This window comes from Ruegeria sp. CDSC068 (assembly GCF_059610545.1).
The window spans coordinates 144,600-163,673 of sequence record NZ_JBXWNV010000009.1 but is presented as its reverse complement, the minus strand read 5'-3'; the positions used below and the strand labels follow the sequence as shown (position 1 = coordinate 163,673).

Annotated in this window: 20 protein-coding genes; 13 read left to right on the top strand and 7 right to left on the bottom strand. The window is 57.9% G+C overall.

All coding sequences use genetic code 11. The features are described from left to right. The first annotated feature begins 16 nt into the window (after positions 1-16). Positions 17-844: a 2,3,4,5-tetrahydropyridine-2,6-dicarboxylate N-succinyltransferase gene (gene dapD, locus AC2FID_RS17975; protein ID WP_496768641.1), complete on the top strand. Its 828-nt coding sequence runs from the start codon at positions 17-19 to the stop codon at positions 842-844. A 57-nt stretch (positions 845-901) separates the two neighbouring features. On the opposite strand, the gene AC2FID_RS17970 is transcribed toward dapD, so the two are convergent. Further along, complete coding sequence (locus AC2FID_RS17970; RefSeq protein WP_496838031.1) at positions 902-1,237, bottom strand: cupin domain-containing protein; 336 nt, start codon at positions 1,235-1,237, stop codon at positions 902-904. Positions 1,238-1,351: 114 nt separating this feature from the next. On the opposite strand from AC2FID_RS17970, the gene AC2FID_RS17965 reads away from it, so the two are divergent. Next, positions 1,352-1,696 carry a DUF8846 family protein gene (locus AC2FID_RS17965; RefSeq protein WP_496838029.1) on the top strand — a complete coding sequence of 115 codons (345 nt, stop codon included), beginning with the start codon at positions 1,352-1,354 and terminating at the stop codon, positions 1,694-1,696. Here AC2FID_RS17965 and AC2FID_RS17960 read toward each other — a convergent pair. Further along, a complete protein-coding gene (locus AC2FID_RS17960) occupies positions 1,693-2,751 on the bottom strand; it encodes a transporter substrate-binding domain-containing protein (protein WP_496721939.1) in 1,059 nt (352 codons plus the stop codon). The genes AC2FID_RS17965 and AC2FID_RS17960 overlap by 4 nt on opposite strands. A gap of 209 nt (positions 2,752-2,960) precedes the next feature. Between AC2FID_RS17960 and dapE the strand changes: the two genes are divergently transcribed. The 3 genes from dapE to rnr are packed head-to-tail and all read left to right on the top strand — an operon-like array spanning position 2,961 to position 6,987. Then, on the top strand, positions 2,961-4,100 hold the full coding sequence (dapE, locus tag AC2FID_RS17955; RefSeq protein ID WP_496838027.1) for a succinyl-diaminopimelate desuccinylase: 1,140 nt from the start codon (positions 2,961-2,963) through the stop codon (positions 4,098-4,100). Between the two features lie 3 nt (positions 4,101-4,103). Beyond that, complete coding sequence (locus tag AC2FID_RS17950) at positions 4,104-4,679, top strand: TIGR04282 family arsenosugar biosynthesis glycosyltransferase (protein WP_496838025.1); 576 nt, start codon at positions 4,104-4,106, stop codon at positions 4,677-4,679. A gap of 46 nt (positions 4,680-4,725) precedes the next feature. Continuing rightward, the gene (rnr, locus tag AC2FID_RS17945) at positions 4,726-6,987 is read left to right on the top strand and encodes a ribonuclease R (protein WP_496838023.1); all 2,262 of its coding nucleotides are present in this window, start codon (positions 4,726-4,728) and stop codon (positions 6,985-6,987) included. On the opposite strand, the gene AC2FID_RS17940 is transcribed toward rnr, so the two are convergent. Beyond that, the gene (locus AC2FID_RS17940; RefSeq protein WP_496757124.1) at positions 6,978-7,364 is read right to left on the bottom strand and encodes a DUF1801 domain-containing protein; all 387 of its coding nucleotides are present in this window, start codon (positions 7,362-7,364) and stop codon (positions 6,978-6,980) included. The two genes, rnr and AC2FID_RS17940, sit on opposite strands and share 10 nt — an antisense overlap. Beyond that, positions 7,361-8,059 (bottom strand): glutathione S-transferase family protein, encoded by a 699-nt coding sequence (locus AC2FID_RS17935; protein ID WP_496838021.1) that lies wholly within the window; start codon positions 8,057-8,059, stop codon positions 7,361-7,363. The genes AC2FID_RS17940 and AC2FID_RS17935 overlap by 4 nt, the downstream gene beginning before the upstream one ends. 82 nt (positions 8,060-8,141) lie before the next feature. On the opposite strand from AC2FID_RS17935, the gene AC2FID_RS17930 reads away from it, so the two are divergent. The 3 genes from AC2FID_RS17930 (at position 8,142) to AC2FID_RS17920 (ending at position 10,217) form a co-directional block, all read left to right on the top strand. Continuing rightward, complete coding sequence (locus AC2FID_RS17930; protein WP_496838020.1) at positions 8,142-8,855, top strand: helix-turn-helix transcriptional regulator; 714 nt, start codon at positions 8,142-8,144, stop codon at positions 8,853-8,855. 71 nt (positions 8,856-8,926) lie between these two features. Then, positions 8,927-9,073: a hypothetical protein gene (locus AC2FID_RS17925; protein WP_496838066.1), complete on the top strand. Its 147-nt coding sequence runs from the start codon at positions 8,927-8,929 to the stop codon at positions 9,071-9,073. Further along, positions 9,033-10,217 (top strand): lytic murein transglycosylase, encoded by a 1,185-nt coding sequence (locus AC2FID_RS17920; protein ID WP_496838064.1) that lies wholly within the window; start codon positions 9,033-9,035, stop codon positions 10,215-10,217. Before AC2FID_RS17925 ends, AC2FID_RS17920 begins: the two co-directional genes overlap by 41 nt. A gap of 390 nt (positions 10,218-10,607) precedes the next feature. Here the strand turns inward: AC2FID_RS17920 and AC2FID_RS17915 are convergent, their stop codons facing one another. Next, the gene (locus AC2FID_RS17915; RefSeq protein ID WP_282120351.1) at positions 10,608-12,005 is read right to left on the bottom strand and encodes an aspartate aminotransferase family protein; all 1,398 of its coding nucleotides are present in this window, start codon (positions 12,003-12,005) and stop codon (positions 10,608-10,610) included. A gap of 76 nt (positions 12,006-12,081) precedes the next feature. After that, entirely contained in the window at positions 12,082-12,765 is a 684-nt protein-coding gene (locus AC2FID_RS17910) for a GntR family transcriptional regulator (RefSeq protein WP_496838017.1), read from the bottom strand. Positions 12,766-12,905: 140 nt separating this feature from the next. Here AC2FID_RS17910 and AC2FID_RS17905 point away from each other — a divergent pair, with 140 nt between their 5' ends. From AC2FID_RS17905 to AC2FID_RS17885, 5 genes are all read left to right on the top strand, one after another. Continuing rightward, entirely contained in the window at positions 12,906-13,991 is a 1,086-nt protein-coding gene (locus AC2FID_RS17905; protein ID WP_282120349.1) for a polyamine ABC transporter substrate-binding protein, read from the top strand. Positions 13,992-14,060: 69 nt separating this feature from the next. Next, positions 14,061-15,188: an ABC transporter ATP-binding protein gene (locus AC2FID_RS17900; protein ID WP_109310740.1), complete on the top strand. Its 1,128-nt coding sequence runs from the start codon at positions 14,061-14,063 to the stop codon at positions 15,186-15,188. Continuing rightward, entirely contained in the window at positions 15,188-16,078 is an 891-nt protein-coding gene (locus AC2FID_RS17895) for an ABC transporter permease subunit (protein WP_108861206.1), read from the top strand. The genes AC2FID_RS17900 and AC2FID_RS17895 overlap by 1 nt, the downstream gene beginning before the upstream one ends. Then, a complete protein-coding gene (locus AC2FID_RS17890; protein ID WP_496838015.1) occupies positions 16,075-16,893 on the top strand; it encodes an ABC transporter permease in 819 nt (272 codons plus the stop codon). Before AC2FID_RS17895 ends, AC2FID_RS17890 begins: the two co-directional genes overlap by 4 nt. Further along, entirely contained in the window at positions 16,890-18,200 is a 1,311-nt protein-coding gene (locus AC2FID_RS17885) for an NAD(P)/FAD-dependent oxidoreductase (RefSeq protein ID WP_496838013.1), read from the top strand. The genes AC2FID_RS17890 and AC2FID_RS17885 overlap by 4 nt, the downstream gene beginning before the upstream one ends. Here the strand turns inward: AC2FID_RS17885 and AC2FID_RS17880 are convergent. After that, positions 18,197-19,063 carry a phosphotransferase gene (locus AC2FID_RS17880; protein ID WP_496838011.1) on the bottom strand — a complete coding sequence of 289 codons (867 nt, stop codon included), beginning with the start codon at positions 19,061-19,063 and terminating at the stop codon, positions 18,197-18,199. The two genes, AC2FID_RS17885 and AC2FID_RS17880, sit on opposite strands and share 4 nt — an antisense overlap. Positions 19,064-19,074 lie beyond the last annotated feature (11 nt).

Sequence of the window (19,074 nt, the reverse complement as noted above, 5' to 3'; positions counted from 1 at the left end):
TGCAGGGAGCCATCCGATGTCCAACGCGCAACTGGAAACCGCTATCGAAGCCGCCTGGGAGGCGCGAGACACCATCACGCCCGCCACCACCGGCGAACAACGTGAAGCGATCGAAGACACGCTGAACGCGCTGGACAGCGGCACGTTGCGGGTTGCTGAAAAGCTGGAGAGCGGTGATTGGCATGTGAACCAGTGGGCCAAGAAGGCAGTTCTGCTGGGCTTTCGCATCAAGGATATGGAAATCCAGACCGGTGGTCCGCAGGACGGCGGCTGGTGGGACAAGGTGGACAGCAAGTTCGCCGGTTGGGGTGAAAACCAGTGGCGTGCCGCTGGTTTCCGCGCGGTGCCGAACTGTGTTGTGCGCAAATCGGCCTATGTCGCACCCGGTGTGGTTCTGATGCCGTCCTTCGTGAATTTGGGCGCCTATGTCGACGAAGGCACTATGGTGGACACATGGGCCACCGTTGGTTCCTGCGCGCAGATTGGTAAAAACGTACACCTGTCAGGCGGTGTTGGCATCGGCGGCGTTCTGGAACCGATGCAGGCCGGCCCGACCATCATCGAAGACAATTGCTTTATCGGCGCACGCTCGGAAGTGGTCGAAGGCTGCATCGTGCGCGAAGGCTCGGTTTTGGGCATGGGTGTCTTTATTGGCAAATCCACCAAGATCGTGGATCGCGAAACCGGCGAAGTCACTTACGGCGAAGTGCCGCCATATTCGGTGGTTGTCGCGGGTTCGATGCCGTCCAAGAACAACGTCAACCTGTATTGCGCCGTGATCGTAAAGCGCGTGGACGAGAAAACTCGTTCGAAAACCGGGATTAACGAACTGCTGCGCGACTAAATCAAGTGCGGATTTGAAACGGGGCTGTAGCGTATCTCGCTGCAGCCCTTTTTTTGTTTATCCTTTGACTGGATAGCGGTCGGGTTCCTCAAACACGTCGATCACGCGGCTGCCGCCTTTGATTTTCCCGCCGTGTTCAACACCAGACGGGATCGAGTAACTGTCGCCGGGGCGATAGGTCTTAGTTTCTCCGCCTATTGTCAGTTCAACCTCGCCCTCGACCACCGTGCCCCATTGCGCCTTGTGTGAATGCGGTGGCAGTTCGAAATCCTTGAGGAAGGTGAAGAACGCGACCAAACCCGCATCTGACCGGATGACGGCGGTTTGCACCACGTCCTCGGGGAATGGGACGTCGAGGCTAGGGAAGTCTGTAATAAAATTTGGGTAGGCCATGAAAAATCCTTTGCAGTTTGAAATGGGTTTTCCCGGGTACTATGGACGTGCTGGGGGCTTCCCGCAATTCCCGGCTGCTTGACCACGGACAGGCGCGCGGCTATGGCCCCCTGCATGGAAAAGCAAAAGAAACCGTCCCGTCAGCAAGTTTACACTTTGCTCGTTCAGATTGGCCGCAAAGAAGGCGACGGCTTGCCCGAAGGCGCGACCGGAGCAGCGCTGATGTGTTTTGCCAGCGGGGTGGATGAGGCTGAAGCGGTACGTGAAACCGTGGCGATCCTGAAACAGGCGGACACCGCGCCACTGGACGTGACAGGATACGGAACTCTGGCCGAGCGTGAGGCGCAGGGGCACGACATCGACCCGAACGAACGCGACTTGATGCAGCGGGCCTTGGACGAAAACGCCGTTATCGTGGCGCAAATGACGCCGTTTTTCGGGGATGAAGAACCGGCTTAGTTTCGCACCCCGAACCATTTGCGGTAAATTTCATCATAGGTGCCGTCTTCGCGCAGCGCGAGCAGAGCCTGGTTCACGTCCTCGACCAATGGCGAGCCGGTTGGGAACGCGATCCCGTAGTTCTCTCGCAGAAAAACACCGCCAGTCATCGATGCGATCCGACGCCCTTCATGCGCCGCGTAATAGGACAGGATCGGCGCGTCAAAGACTACGGCGTCCAACTCCTTATCCTGGAATGCGGTCAGCACATCATCCAGGTTTTCATAACCGGAAAATTCAATCTCGCGCCGGTTCAGGAAGTTTGCGGCAGTTGAGTTCGAGATTGTGCCCACCTGCTTGCCGTAAAGATCGTTGACCGAGTTCACGTTGCCGCTGATGGCATCCACGGTCATGACCGACGTGATGCGCGCTGTGAAGACCGATACGATGAACAGTGAGGACACCACCAGTACCACGCCCAGCAACCGTCCGAACGGAGTGCGCGGCATGCGTTCCTCGAATCCGCCATTGACCACAAGATTCAGCGCCCACCAGAATGACGGGAACCATGCCTCATTCAGCTTACGGTCGAAATAGGGCTGGGCTCGACGCTCAAACCCCCACATCAGCATCCCGCCGCCAAGCAGGATCGCAAAGGCCAGTCCGATGGCGATGAACAATTCAACGGACAGCAAAGCGTGCAGCAGCGATGGTCTGCGCGCTGCATCCGATGGCACCATGATCTGCAGACCGGCCTCGAATATGGGCTGGCTGAAATCCATCTGCGTTTCACGCGCAGCCGTGATCGAGATATTGGCCACAGCCAGGTCCGCGGTTCCTTCCTGCACAGCACCCAGCATATCGCTGAAGGCCTCGACCCTGGTGACCGAGTAGTCCCAATTCAGTGCCTCGGACAAGGCTTGTAGCAGGTCCATTGAAAAACCGGTTTGGGCCCCGTCCTCGACATAGGAAAACGGGGGGCGGGTCACGGTCGTGACCGAAAGCGTCTGCGCCTGGCTTTGCTGTGCAAGAACGGCGAAAGTCAGGCAGATCCAAACGAGAAGCGCACGTGTCATCGTCAATTCACCTGTTTCGCGGCCCTCTAACGCAGATTTGAAAGGCACGGCAAGGTGGCCGCAAGGTAAACCGCCATGTTTTATTGGGGTGTCATTTCAAGACTCGCGAAAAAAAGCGCCCGGAATCCGGTGGCGAGGGGTTGGCAATTGGTCCAATTCGTTGAATCTGTGCACGATCCCGCGATTGAACGAACCAAAAGGGCCCAGAAATGACAGATCCGGTAAAGTTGACGGCGGACCTGATCCGTTGCCCATCAGTCACACCTGAGGAAGGTGGCGCGCTTGTGTTGTTGGAGAAGCTTCTGTCCGACGCAGGCTTCGACTGCACCCGCGTGGACCGGGGCGATGTCAGCAATTTGTACGCGCGCTGGGGGCCGATAGCCCATCCGCGCAGCTTTGGGTTCAATGGGCATACAGACGTTGTCCCGGTGGGAGACGAAGCGGCCTGGACGATGCCCCCGTTCGGTGCAGAAATCCGCGAAGGTGTGATGTATGGGCGCGGTGCCACAGACATGAAATCCGGCGTGGCGGCCTTTGCGGCGGCCGCTGTGGATTTCGTGCGCGACTCCCCCCCGAACGGGGCGATTATTCTTGCGATCACGGGCGATGAAGAGGCGGACGCAGTGGATGGCACTACGGCACTGCTTGATTACATGTCCAAGGCCGGAGAACGCATGTCTGCCTGTTTGGTGGGTGAGCCGACCTGCCCAAACACAATGGGCGAGATGATGAAAATCGGGCGGCGTGGTTCGATGACCGCCTGGTTCACGGTGACCGGTGAGCAGGGGCATTCGGCCTATCCGCACCGGGCCAAGAACCCTCTGCCCGCCATGGCGCGTTTGATGCATCAGCTGGCCAGCCACGAACTGGATCAGGGATCGGACCATTTTGATGCCTCAACCCTGGCTGTTGTGAATATTGACACGGGCAACGCAGCTACCAATGTGATCCCGGCGCAATGCATCGGAGCGGTGAACATCCGCTTTAACGATCTGCACTCGGGCGCCAGCCTTAGTGAGTGGTTGCAGGCCGAAGCCAATGCCGTGGCTGAATCCTATGATGTCGCGGTCAACGTCCGGATCAAGATCTCAGGCGAGAGCTTTCTGACCCCACCCGGCCCCCTGTCTGATCTGGTCGCGAAAGCGGTCGAGACCGAAACCGGTGTGCGCCCCGAGATGTCGACAACAGGTGGCACCTCGGATGCGCGGTTTGTCAAAGACCATTGCCCAGTGGTTGAGTTCGGCCTTGTCGGCAGAACGATGCATCAGGTCGATGAATGCGTCGAGGTGGCGCAGATCGAACAGCTCAAGGCGATCTACACGCGCATCCTTCGGGACTATTTCGCCTGAACCATGCAACGCACATTAGTCATCATGGTGAAAGAACCTCGCCCGGGTCGGGTCAAGACGCGGCTGGGGCGAGACATCGGCATGGTTGGTGCTGCATGGTGGTTTCGCCATCAGACACGCGCGCTGATCCGGCGTTTGCGGGACCCACGCTGGCAGATAGTGCTTGCCGTCGCCCCGGATCGGGAAGGTCTGACCAGCCGCATCTGGCCCGCTGACTTGCCCCGCGCAGGTCAAGGGCACGGCGATCTGGGCGATCGTATGGGGCGTATGCTACGCGGGATGCCACATGGACCGGTTTGTCTGATCGGCGCGGATATTCCCGGGATCGCATCGCAGCATATCGCACGGGCGTTCGAGGAATTGGGGCGGTCGCAATTCGTTTTTGGCCCTGCGCCGGACGGTGGCTATTGGCTGGTAGGGGCTCAGCGGTACAAGGCGTTGCCGACAAGCCTGTTCCGTAATGTGCGCTGGTCTACCGAAACCGCCCTGGCCGACACTCTGGCCTCAGTTCCGGGTTGTCGTGTCGGATTGCTGGACCATCTGCGCGACGTTGATTCGGTGGCCGACCTGAAACCCTGAGCTTTTTGATCATGACGCGGTCGCATACCCGTGATAGGCCGGAGATATGACTCGCATACCTACCAAGCAGGAGGTCCTCGATTGGATCTCGGCGAACCCCACCCTGACCTCGAAACGCGATATCGCCAAAGCCTTTGGTATCAAGGGCGCGGACCGGATCGATCTTAAACGCATCCTGAAAGAGCTAGAGGCCGAGGGGCATCTGGAGAAGCGCAAGCGTAGCTATCGCGACCCGGACCGCCTGCCACCGGTCAGTGTGCTGCAGGTGAAGGCTCCGAATGCGGATGGCGACCTGTTCGCACGGCCCTTGGAATGGCATGGCGAAGGGGTCGAGCCGATCATTCTGCTCATCACCCGTGCCAGCGATCCTGCGCTGGGCGAGGGCGACCGCATTCTGGCCCGCCTCACGGTTGTGCATGAAGAAGACCACAATTACGAAGCACGCCTGATCCGACGTGTCGGGACGAACCCGCGCAAGATCGTGGGCATCTTTCGCAAAGGGGCCGAAGGCGGTAGGATCGTGCCCATCGACAAAGCCGGTCAGACCGAATGGCTGGTTGCTGATGGGGCTGTATTGGGTGCCAAGGATGGAGAATTGGTCGAGGCTGAACAGGCTGGGCCAAAGAACCGAATGGGCCTGCCGCGCGCGCGCATTGTGGAACGGCTGGGTGATCCATCTGCGCCCAAGGCTGTGTCACTGATTGCAATTCATCAGCACGGTATTCCGGATGATTTCCCCGACAAGGTGATTGCCGAAGCCGATAAGGCCAAACCGGTTGGTCTAAAAGGCCGCGAAGACCTGCGGGATATACCTTTGCTGACCATCGATCCGTCAGATGCGCGGGATCATGACGATGCCTGTTATGCCCACGCCGACGATGACCCCAAGAACCCAGGCGGGCATGTGATCTGGGTCGCCATCGCCGACGTTGCGGCCTATGTGCAGCCCGGTACCGCGCTGGATCGTGAGGCGCGCAAGCGCGGCAACTCCAGCTACTTCCCGGATCGGGTGGTGCCAATGCTACCGGATCGCCTCTCTGGAGACCTGTGTTCGCTGCACGAAGGCGTTCCGCGCGCCTGTATCGCTGTTTGGATGCAGATCGATGCGGATGGAAACAAGATCGGTCACCGCTTTGTGCGTGGTCTGATGCGCTCGGCCGCGTCGCTGCACTATGCCGAAGTTCAAGACGCTATCGACGGCAATCCAAACGACCGCACAGGGCCTTTGTTAGACCCTGTGTTGAAGCCGCTCTATGATGCCTATGCCGCGCTAAAGAATGCGCGGGCAGAACGGCAACCGCTGGAACTGGACCTGCCCGAACGCAAGATCGTTCTCAGTGACGCGGGCGAGGTCCAAAGCGTGGCTTTCCGCGACCGGCTGGACGCGCATAAGCTGATTGAGGAATTTATGATCCTCGCCAATGTGGCTGCGGCTGAGACATTGATCGCCAAACGCCGCCCGTTGCTGTTCCGCGTGCATGAGGAACCGGCGCAAGAAAAGCTGGAAAGTCTGCGGGAAACCGCACAGGCAGCTGGTCTGAACCTGGCCAAGGGGCAGGTGCTGCAAACCCGGCATCTCAATGCACTGCTGAACGCGGCTGCCGGGACAGAGGATGCAGAGCTGATCAACCTTTCAACTTTGCGCTCGATGGCACAGGCTTATTACAATCCAGAGAATTTCGGCCATTTTGGGTTGGCGTTGCGGAATTATGCGCATTTCACCTCGCCCATTCGCCGTTACGCGGACCTGATCGTGCACCGGGCGCTGATCACGGCGCATGACTGGGGCGATGACGGGCTGACCGAGGATGAGATCGCGCGGCTCGATGAAACGGCAACGCATATCTCGGACACCGAGCGCCGCTCGATGATGGCCGAGCGTGATACGACGGATCGCTATCTGGCCGCTTATCTGAGCGAGCGTGTGGGTAATGAGTTCAGCGGTCGTATCAGCGGCATCGCCCGGTTCGGTGCATTTGTGAAGATGGACGAAACTGGCGCGGACGGCCTGGTGCCCGTCCGGTCACTGGGGCGCGAGTTTTTCCATTTCGACCGCGAAGCCGGCACGCTGATGGGATCAGACACCGGTTTGATCATCGCCATTGGTCAGCGTGTCACCGTGCGCCTGACCGAGGCCACGCCTGTTACCGGCGGGCTCGAGCTGGAGCTGCTGTCCATCGATGACCAGGCCCTGCCGCGCGGAGGCGGGCCCGCTAAGCGGGGAGGCGCACGGCGCAAGGCGGTCAGTACCAAGCGCAAGAAGGACAAGATCAAGCGCAAGGTCGAACGCAAACGTCGTCAAAGGTGATAGGTTAGCGCCCGAGCAATCAGCCAGCCATGACGCGTTTCATCAATCTGATCCGGGTCATCAAACAGAATGGCCCGGTTGCCGTCCAACCGATCCTCGCCCGGAAAGGCAGTGGTGAAATCACCCATTAGTCGGCTCTGACAATGCACGAACAGTGCAAAGGATGCCGCTTTGTGCCCGCCCAGCCGGATGGTTGACCCTTTGGGCGCCAGATAGGCGGGTTGACCCCACCGCAGTGCTTCATTCAATGGCTGGGCTTTAGGCAAGGCCCCAGCGGTTGAAAACACCAGCTCGCGCAAGACGAGAACACCCGAACGGGTGTCTTCGGGAAACGCTTCAAAGGCGGTCTGCACGGCAGGGTCGTCAAAAGGTGTCATGGCAGCGGTATCGCCTGTTCCATTCGGTCCACGTAGTCGTTGAGCAGCCTATCCTGTTTGATCCGCTGGGTCAGCGGGGTTACCACCGGTGTTGCGCGCATTGCAGCCAACATGGGCCCAACGCTCATATCTGCTGATGTTGGCCGGTCGCCCAGAAGGTACGGCGATTGCCACAGATAGGCGGATATCGCTTCAAGGTCCCGCTCCAATCGATCCTGACGCTCAGTGGGAGAGAAGCGGCCGACACCCTGAAACACCAATCCCTGGACGACCTTTTTCCGGATTGAGTTCGACACCGGCGTTCGGATCAACGCAGGAATAACCGAAAAGAAGGTCTTGCGCAGAATTGGCCAGACCTCGTCATTGGCCCACCTGTCCTGGACGACCTGAAAATAGATATGCTCCTCTGCCATGCGGATCAGCGTTCGTGCCTGCGCCTTTTGTATGTCACTTAACCCAGTGTCGAAGTTCGCGCCCTGCGCCTCAAGCCAATCGCGGATCAGGTCGCTGTCGGGGACAAGGCGTTCTTGCGTGCGCAGAACCGGCAGTTTCTGGTGGGGCATCTTGCGGGGGTCCAACATATCAGACCGCTGCCAACGCTGGCCCGCGTGTTCCAGCATATACGCGGCCTTGACGCAGAAGGGGCTAGCGCTGAACAGGCCAAAGGCCGATGGGTAGATCAGAAGGGTCAGCATTGGGGGCTCCGTATTTGGGACACCCAAAGATTAGCGTTGTCTGATGACAGTTTCTGTCATCAGGTCTAGTCTAACCTGCATTATGTCCCGTACCGCCCGCCTGTTCCAATTGATGCAAGCCCTGCGCTCTGGTCCGTCACCCAAGACGTCCCAACACCTGGCGCAGGATCTGGGCGTCTCGCCGCGCACCGTCCATCGCGATATAGAATCGTTGCGCGGGCTTGGGGCGGTGATCGACGGTGAGGCCGGTTTTGGCTTTACCCTGATCGAAGACGCAACCCTGCCGCCGCTTGGGTTCACAGATGATGAACTTGAAGCGCTGGTTTTGGGGCTGCGAGAGGTTCAGGCCATTGGCGACCCCGGTTTAGCGGATGCGGCGGGCCATGCGTTACGAAAACTTCAGGGACGCCTACCCCAGCGCCAGTCGCACCGCCTGACCCATGCCGTGTTGACAGCGACGCGGTTTGATCGCCCAGCCAAGCCCACCATTGCGGTGGCTGACCTGCGGCAGGCCACATGGGACGAACGCACGATCGAGTTTGCCTACACCGATGCCAAGGGCGATGACACCCACCGCAAGGTAAACCCGCTGAGTATCGTCTATATGGACCGCGCCAGCGTTTTGATTTCCTGGTGCCATCTGAGACAGGATTTTCGCGTCTTTCGGCTTGACCGGATACGCGAAATGTCCATGACAGGCGAAAGCTTTAGACCAAACCGCATCCCTTTGCTGCGTGAGGCACTTGCCGGAATTCGTGCGGAACACAAAGCAAAAGATCGCGAGGGGTCAAGCTGAACGCTTTGGAAAACGCAAATTTTGCGGTACTCTGAAGTCGAGCAGTAACCAGGAAAATTCGGAATGCGTAAATGCATAGGTGGCGTTATGACCGCCGCATTATGGGCATCCATTGTGCAGGCGGAATCTATCAATACTCTGGGCGGGTCACAGGCCATACAGCTGGCATCAGCTGGCGTGGCGATATCGATCCGGCCAGTTTTACGACCCTCAGCTAAGGAGTACCGGGTGTCGACGGAAGGAAACGCACGGTTTCAGGCGTGGCTTGGAGCATTTCGTGAACGGGCGTCCGAGCAGGGGATATCAGCCTCAACACTGGACAGGTCGTTGGCGGGTTTGACCTACGATAAGGACGTGATCAGGCGCGACCGCAACCAGGCAGAGTTTTCGAAACCCATTTGGGAGTATTTGGATTCTGCAGTCTCAGACACGCGCATCAGAAACGGCCGGGCGGGGTTGGAGCGCCATCGCGACGCACTGACCCGCATCGAAGCCAAGTACGGCGTCGAAAAAGAGGTCGTGACAGCGATCTGGGGACTTGAGACGTCGTTTGGAACGTTTCGGGGCAACGACCACACCATCCGATCATTGGCAACTTTGGCGTATGACGCACGGCGGGCCCAGTTTTTCGAAACCCAGTTAATCGCTGCCTTGCAGATCATTCAGGCGGGCGACGTCAGACCGCGCAACATGAAGGGCAGCTGGGCCGGGGCGATGGGGCATACGCAGTTCATGCCAACCTCGTTTCTGGACCATGCGGTTGATTTCGACGGGGATGGGCGGCGCGATATCTGGTCGGACGATCCAACCGATGCGCTGGCCTCGGCCGCCGCCTATCTGGCGCGACATGGGTGGACCAAGGGGCAGCCGTGGGGCGTTGAGGTGACCCTGCCCAAAGGGTTCGACTACTCCACCGCAAGGCGGGATCACACATTGATGCCCTCACAATGGGCCGCACGTGGAGTGGTGGCGGCGAACGGCGCGCCTGTATCGGATCACGGGCAGGCGGCGATCCTGTTGCCAGCCGGAGGGCAGGGCGTCGCGCTGATGATCTTCGATAATTTCAAAGTCATTGAGAAATACAACGGTGCCGACGCCTATGTGATCGGCATCGGCCATCTGTCCGACCGTCTGGCTGGACGGGGGTCATTCCAGACCGAATGGCCGCGTGGTGACCGGGTGTTGAGTTTCACCGAGAAAAAGGAACTGCAATCCCGACTGACAGAGGCTGGATTTGATACCCAAGGCGTCGACGGGCGCACAGGGCCAAACACAGTCAAAGCTGTTCGGGCTTATCAATTGGCGCAGGGGTTGCTGCCAGACGGATATGCCAGTCTGAACCTCTTGGAAGCGTTGCGGTGACAATGGAAGGGCGTTGATCTATTGCCTGGGTATGCGCCGCTGATACTCTCTCAGTTATTGGCTGTGCAACCTCCCGACTACCGGCACTCACTACGATAGACGGGAGGTGGACCCAGCAGTAGAGCGGGTCGCGACGCCGGTAGAGGTAATACAAATAACCGACTCGCATTCGCATACTTGAATCTGAGACACATCAAATCAAGATATTTATCGCGCGATAAATTTTTAGTTGCCGCGCGATACAAGATTACTTCTTTTTGTCGATCGATTTGATTGAATCTAGCTGTGTTCAGCAATTAAGCTGGATCGATTGACGTGCAATTGCGATTTAGAAAGTGAGAAGGGGCGCATTTTAGTGCGCCCCTTAAACCCGGAAAGTAGCAATCTGGACTATGACGCTGCTTTCATCAGCCCCTGCGCGATGATCTCGGCCTGCGCCTCGTCCAGTGACTTGTGAATCCGCACGAACATCTCATCGATTTCCGCAGGAGTCAGGACCAGCGGGGGTGAGATGATCATCCGGTCGCCCACATGGCGCATGATCAGGTTGTTGGCAAAGCAGCGGTCGCGGCAGATGTAGCCGACCGTACCGGGCTCGGACGCGAATTTGGCGCGGCTGGCCTTATCCGGCGTCAGAGCGATTGAGGCCATCATGCCGACGATCTTGGCCTCACCGACCAATGGATGATCGGCCAGGGCCTCCCATTTCTCTTTCAGATAAGGGGCGGCCACGTCGCGGACGTGGTCGACGATGCCTTCTTCTTCGAGGATGCGCAGGTTCTCCAAAGCGACTGCCGCCGCAACTGGGTGGCCGGAATAGGTATAGCCGTGATTGAACTCGGTGCCGCCGATCACCTCGGCAATCTCGTCATTCACGATGGATCCGCCGATGGGCGCGTAACCCGAGCTGAGGCCCTTGGCGATGGTCATAATATGCGGTTTGATACCAACGGTTTCGGACCCGAACCAGTTGCCTGTGCGCCCAAAGCCGCAGATCACCTCATCGGCGATCAACAGGATATCGTATTTGTCGCAAATGCGCTGGATCTCGGGCCAGTAGGTATCGGGGGCAACGATCACCCCGCCCGCGCCCTGCACGGGTTCGGCAATAAAGGCCGCGACGCGGTCTTCGCCCAGTTCCAGAATGGCTTCTTCCAGCTCTCGCGCGCGGGCCAGGCCAAATTCTTCCGGCGCCATGTCGCCGCCTTCTGCCCACCAGTTCGGCTGGTTGATGTGGTGGATGTTCGGGATCGGGATGCCGCCCTGCGCATGCATGCCCGCCATACCGCCCAGAGAGGCCGAACCAACGGAGGACCCGTGATAGGCATTGTGGCGGCTGATGATAATATTCTTGTCCGGCTGACCCTTCTCAGCCCAATAGGTGCGCACCAGGCGAATGTTGGTGTCATTTGCCTCGGACCCACCGGCCGCGAAGAACACGTGATTCAGATCCCCCGGCGCCAGTTCTGCGATCTTGGCTGCCAAAGCGATGGCTGGAATATGGGTCGTTTTGAAGAACGTGTTGTAATAGGGCAGTTCACGCATCTGACGGGCAGCAACCTCGGCCAGTTCATCGCGACCGTAACCGATATTGACGCACCAAAGACCGGCCATGGCGTCCAGAATCTCTTCGCCTTCGCTATCAGTCAGGTACACGCCCTTGGCACGAGTGATGACGCGCGCACCTTCCTCGCCCAAAGATCCGTTGGCCGAAAACGGGTGCATATGATGCGCCGCATCCAGCGCCTGCAATTCGGCGGTCGGCATGTGATTGGTGATGGTCGACATCAGAGAATCTCCTGCAAAAGGCGGTTACCCGTCACAATATGATCAAATTTTTTTGTGTCAATCGAATCGACCTGAATCAGGCAGAGATCAAAGCGTCCAACATCAATTCCATACCCTGCTCAATGTCCTGAGCGGTTGCTTTCGCGACCTTTTCCGCATCTTTCGCCCGCAAGCTTGCGATGATGTCCTTGTGCCGATCCGGCAGGCTATGTGTTCCGAACCGTCCGCAGACAACGCGTAGTGAGGGGCCGAACCGCAGCCAAAGCCGCTCGGCCAGATCGTTGAGAATCGGGGCATCCGCATGCGCATAGAGCGTTTCATGAAACTGGTGGTTCAAGCGCAAATAACCACTGACGTCGCCGTCTGTGATGGTCTGATCCAATCGCTGATCAAGCTTCTCGAGCTGATCGATATCAGCAGGTTTTAGATTCGCGGTTGCCCGTCTGGAAAGCTCTGATTCTATTGATATTCTGGCAAAAATCATCTGCTCGACATCGGTGCCCGACAACAAAGGCACGCTGACGCGCCGATTGCCCTGAAACACCAGTGCGCCATCCGAAATCAGCCGCCGGATCGCCTCGCGGACGGGGGTCATTCCAACCCCGAGCGATTCGGTCAAACCCTGTATCGTGACGGGTTGTCCCGGGACCAGATCACCGTACATGATCTGCGATCTCAGGGTTTGGTACACCTGTTCATGCGCCGGTCTTTTTCCCTCATCCACCTTCGAGCTGGATGCTTTATTTTTGATCAAATCCAAGTGGTTTACCCTGTTTCGCGTGGTGTCGACTTGCCAGACGCCTGACCTCGTGAAACCATACGATGGATCGGGGGAAAACGCAAAACTTGATCAAATCAAAAAAAACGGGAGAATACCCGTACACTTGCAGGGAGAGAAATATGTCAATCAAAACGCTGACGATGACAGCGATTGTCGCGCTGGGGACTTCGGCGGCTTTTGCCGAAGAGGTGCGCGTCTACAACTGGTCCGACTATATCGACGAGGATCTACTGAAAAAATTCGAAGAAGAGACAGGGCTGACCCTGATCTACGACGTGTTTGACAGCAACGAGGTTCTGGAAACCAAGATGCTGGCCGGAGGATCAGGCTATGACGTGGTTGTGCCGTCGGGCACGTTTCTACAGCGTCAGATTCAAGCTGGCGCCTTTCAGGAACTGGACGAAGCAAAGCTTTCGAATTCAGGAAACCTTTGGGATGTGATTCAGGAACGTACCGCAGGCTATGACCCGAACAACGCCTATTCGATCAACTACATGTGGGGGACGACCGGCCTCGGCGTTAACGTTGGTAAGGTTAAGGAAGTGCTGGGCGATGACGTTGCTCTGAACAGCATGGACTTGGTTCTGAAGCCGGAGAATATGGAAAAGCTGGCCTCGTGCGGCGTCCATTTCCTGGACGCTCCGGCCGAGATTATTCCTATGGTGCTGCAGTATATCGGTGAAGATCCGGACAGCCATGACACCGAAGTGATCGGTAAAGCCGAAGAAGTCCTGGCGGGCGTTCGCCCGCATATCCAGAAATTCCACAGCTCGGAATACATCAACGCGCTGGCAAATGGCGATATCTGCGTAGCTGTCGGTTGGTCAGGTGACATCCTGCAAGCGCGGGATCGCGCGGCCGAGGCCGAAAATGGCGTGGAAATTGAATACCACCCATTCGCTGAAGGTTCGCTGATGTGGTTCGACCAGATGGCCATCCCGGCGGATGCTCCGAACCCGGAAGGCGCACACCAGTTCTTGAACTTCATTCTGGACGCCAACAACATGGCTGCCGCATCGAACTATGTGTACTATGCCAATGGCAACAAGGCTTCTCAGGAGTTCCTTGAGGAAGACGTGATTGGTGATCAGGCAATCTATCCGAGTGATGCCACGATGCAGAATCTCTACATCACGACGCCTTATCCCGTCAAAACGCAGCGGAGCGTGACCCGCCTGTGGACCAAAATCAAATCGGGCACCTGAACCGAAGTATCTGAGCAAGGCGGTCCGACCGCCTTGCCCTTTCAATCAGACCGTCGAACGGGGGCCGCCTTGAACACAAACGTCTTTGCGCCGTGGGAAGATCCACAGGCGAAACCATTGATCCAATTCCAGAATGTGACCAAACGTTTTGGCGGATTCACGGCGATCGACAACCTGTCACTGGACATATTTGAACAGGAATTCTTTGCTTTGCTCGGTCCATCCGGCTGCGGCAAGACGACCATGATGAGGATGCTGGCAGGGTTTGAAAAGCCTACCGAAGGGCACATCATGCTGGGCGGGCAGGACATCGACCCGATCCCGCCAAACAAGCGGGCTGTGAACATGATGTTCCAGTCCTATGCGCTGTTTCCTCATCTTAGCATCTGGGAGAACATCGCCTTCGGTCTGCGCCGGGACAACATGCCCAAGCGGGACCTTGAAGACCGCGTGGAAGAGATGTTGCGCCTGACCCGGCTTGAGCAATTCGCCCGCCGTAAACCGCACCAGATTTCGGGTGGCCAACGGCAGAGGGTCGCGCTGGCACGGTCACTGGCAAAAGCGCCAAAACTGCTGTTGCTAGACGAACCCTTGGGTGCGCTGGACAAAAAACTGCGGCAGGACACTCAGTTCGAGCTGATGGATATTCAGGAAAAGACCGGCACCACCTTTGTGATCGTGACCCACGATCAGGAAGAGGCGATGACTGTTGCCAGCCGCGTCGCCGTGATGGATCAGGGCAAGTTGATGCAGGTATCTACGCCGGACAGGATCTATGAAAACCCCAACTCAGTCTATGTCGCTGACTTTATCGGGGATGTGAATATCATCGAAGGCCGGGCGACTGCGAACGGCGATGAAGCCTACCAAATCGACTGGGCCGAGGGGCAATCGCCGCTGACCGCAACCTCGTCGACAGAATTCTCGAACGGGCAAAGCTGCCATCTTGCGATCCGCCCCGAAAAGGTGACGATCTCGGCCGACCGCCCGGCGGATGCCATCAATGCGGTACAGGGTAAGGTGCTTGACATTGCCTATCTGGGCAACTTGTCCACGTACTACGTGGAACTGCCGAATGGCACGATCATCAAGGCGCAATCGGCCAACACGCGCCGAATCTCGCGCCGATCCTTTACATGGGAAGACCCGGTCTGGCTGTCGTGGACGGCAACGGCTGCGGTTTTGTTGGCAAACTGATGCGCCGCGCCCTTCTGATCGCTGTTCCTTACGTCTGGCTGCTGGCCCTGTTTCTGATACCGTTTTTCATCGTTCTGAAGATTTCGCTGTCGGATGTCGAACTGGCGATCCCGCCATATACGCCGACACTGGATCTGTCGCAGGGTTGGTCTGGGATAACCGACTTTTTCAGCCAGTTGGATTTCGAAAACTTCGTCTGGCTGACCGAAGATGACCTTTACTGGAAAGCCTACCTGTCCAGCGTCAAGATCGCTCTGATCTCGACGGTTCTGACGTTGCTGGTGGGTTATCCGATTGCCTATGGAATGGCTCGTGCGCCAGCCGAATGGCGCCCGACGCTGATGATGCTGGTGATCCTGCCGTTCTGGACATCGTTCCTGATCCGCGTTTACGCGTGGATGGGAATTCTCAGCAATGAAGGCTATCTGAACCAGATTCTGTTGTGGCTGGGTATCATTTCGACCCCGCTGACCATTTTGAACACCAACACTGCCGTCTACATCGGTATCGTCTACACCTATTTGCCCTTCATGATCCTGCCGATTTATTCGTCGTTGGAGCGCATGGATGAATCCCTGATCGAAGCAGCCGAAGATCTGGGCTGTTCCCGTCTGAAGGCGTTCTGGCTGGTGACTATACCGCTGTCGCGCCCCGGCATCATTGCCGGCTGTTTTCTGGTGATGATCCCGGTGATCGGTGAATTCGTGATCCCGTCGCTGTTGGGCGGGTCCAGCACGCTAATGATCGGCAAGGTGCTGTGGGAAGAGTTCTTCTCAAACCGCGATTGGCCGGTGGCCAGTGCCGTTGCCGTTGTGTTGTTGCTTATCCTCGTGATCCCGATTGTGCTGTTCCAGCGCAACCAGCAGAAACAGACGGAGGCCGAGCAATGAACAGGCTGAGTTGGTTCAACGCGGTGTCTCTGACACTGGGCTTTGCGTTCCTCTATATCCCGATGGTCATCCTGATCATCTTCAGCTTTAACGAAAGCAAGCTGGTCACAGTATGGGCAGGGTTCTCGACCAAATGGTACGGTGAGCTTGCCCAGAATGAGGCATTTCTGAACGCGGCCTGGGTGACAATACGGGTTGCGGTGTTCTCATCCACATTGGCCACGGTTCTTGGCACCGCTGCCGCATATGTTCTGGTCCGAGGCGGGCGGTTTTTTGGCAGGACACTGTTTTCCGGAATGATTTACGCGCCTCTGGTAATGCCCGAAGTAATCACCGGCCTGTCGTTGCTGCTGCTGTTTATCGGCATTGGGCTGGACAGGGGCATTCTGACCATCGTTCTGGCCCACACAACCTTTTCGATGTGCTTTGTGTCGGTCGTCGTGTCCTCGCGTCTTGTGACCTTTGACAAATCGCTGGAAGAGGCCGCTTTGGATCTGGGATGTTCGCCAGCGCAGGCGTTCCGTCTTGTGACACTGCCGATCATTGCGCCCGCGGTGATTTCAGGCTGGCTGCTGGCTTTTACCCTATCGCTGGACGATCTGGTTATCGCGTCCTTTACCTCGGGCCCGTCGGCGACAACGCTGCCGATCAAGATATTCTCGGCGGTGCGTCTGGGCGTCAGCCCCGAGATCAACGCGCTGTCTACCATCATGATTGCAGTCGTCACGGTTGGCGTTGTCACCGCCTCGCTGGTGACGAAACGCGCAATGGTTCGGCAAAAGCAGGATGAACTTGCCGCTGCGCGCACCGAATGAAGCGTCTTTTTCCGGACTACACCTATGGGCCTGGACCCCGTCAGAACTGCTGGTGGGATCAGACAATTTCGGCACCTGATTGGCCGACCCATAAAGGTGATCTGAACGTTGACGTCGCAATCGTCGGCGGCGGTTTCACGGGGCTTTCGGCAGCCCTGCATCTGGCCGAGGCAGGTGTGAAAGTTGCGGTTCTTGAGGCCGCAACCCCGGGGTGGGGTGCCTCGGGCCGGAATGGCGGATTTTGCTGTCTCGGAGGGTCTAAGCTAAGCCATGGGTCTTTGGTCCGTGGGTTTGGCGCTGAGGCTGCGCAGTCCTACGAACAAGCGGAAGAAGATGCTGTTCAGCTTGTCGCAGATTTGCTGGAACAGCATCAGATCGACGCCGATACCCATTCGAAAGGGGAAACCCAACTGGCTCATTCGGCACGGGCGATGGAAAAGCTGCGTCGTAACGCTGAAGCATCAGGTGTCTTGCACGATTCTGATGACCTGCAGCGCCTGGGTCTGGGCGGTTCCTTTCATGGTGCATATACAAATCCGGTTGGTTTCGCTCTTAACCCTCGAAAGTATCTGTTTGGCTTGGCAAGTGCCGCCAAGGCGCGGGGCGTACAGATTTTCCAGAAATCGCCGGTTGAAACCATCAGGAAAACTCAGGCCGGGTTCGATATTGAATCCGGATCAGGTCACATCCGCGCCACGAATGTTCTGATTTGCACGAACGGATACTCCAGCGAGGATATGCCGCCGTGGTTTTCGGGACGCTACATGCCCACGCAATCCACGGTTCTGGTGACCCGGCCCCTGACAGACGCTGAGTTGCAAGCGCAGGGGTGGACCTCGGAGCAGATGTGTTATGACACCCGAAACCTGCTGCACTATTTCCGCCTGATGCCTGATCGGAGGTTCCTGTTCGGCATGCGCGGAGGGTTACAGTCGTCCCCTCGGGCCGAGGCCGCCATTCGCCGGACAATGCGTCGGGACTTTCAGGCCATGTTTCCGGAATGGAAAGATGTGGATGTGACCCATATGTGGTCCGGAATGGTGTGCCTGTCGCGCAAGTTGACGCCTTATGTCGGGCCGGTTCCCGATCAACCCGGAATGTTTGCCGCCTTTGCCTATCACGGGAACGGCGTTGCTATGGGGACGTATTGCGGGCGCGCCCTTGCCCGCGAGGTTTTGGATAGACAGACCGAGTTGCCCGCGCCGATTGCACAGCCGCCAGGCCGCTTTCCCCTTGGGTTCTGGCGGCGCGCCTTGATGCCGCCCGCCTATGCCGCGATGGCAATCGCGGATCGGCTATCGCTCTAAAGCGCGGCGATTTCCAGTTCGAGCGTTTGGGCATAATCCGCAGCTCCGTTTTCGAACCGCCACAAACAGTAGGCAGCCATGCGCCATGCATACCACGGGCGCATATCCCGGTATCGCGCGACAGTTTCATCGTGACCATATGCAGCCAGAAACCGCTCTTCCTCGGTCACGCTTAGGGGTGCGCCCCGATAAAGCCGTTGCATGGCCGGGGACAGGAACATCGCAATGTCCTCACACGGATCGCCCCAAGCCGGGCACTGCCAGTCGATCAGGGTCATGCCAGTCGGCGCGACAAGGATGTTTCCGGCCACGGTATCGCCATGGATCAGGCATGTGTGTGTGGTCGCGGGCACATGGCCTTTGGGGCGCAGCTTTGCGAGCCGTGCGCGTGTATCAGAGGTGCACACGCTGAGAATACGTTCGGCATGTTCAGCCAAATCCCAGCTGCCATTGCAGCCATCCGGCGCTTGGACCGAAACATCAAGCCTATGCAATTCACGCAGCAAACCGGCGACACTCTCAGGCCCTTCTTGCCACGGTGATCCGGGGGCGTGATCGTAGAACACCCAATGGCCTGTATCATGTGTTCCGGTCGCACGCAGGCGGGGAACAAATCCGGTGGGCTCAAGGGCGCGCAGGCATTGCGCTTCGAGTTCGGGATCGTTGCGAAACAGTGGATTGCGCGGTGTAGCGCGATACAGCTTCAGAACCTTGTCACCGCTGCCACCCAGTACTTTCCAGACCTGATTTGTTCGCCCGCCATACAACGTTTGAAACTCTGCGCCGGGCTGAACAAGGCCACGGGCGCGCAGATCGTCGATCAGATCAGAAGGGGGGTGGGTTAGGGCAGGCAGGAGTTTCACCAATGCAGTTA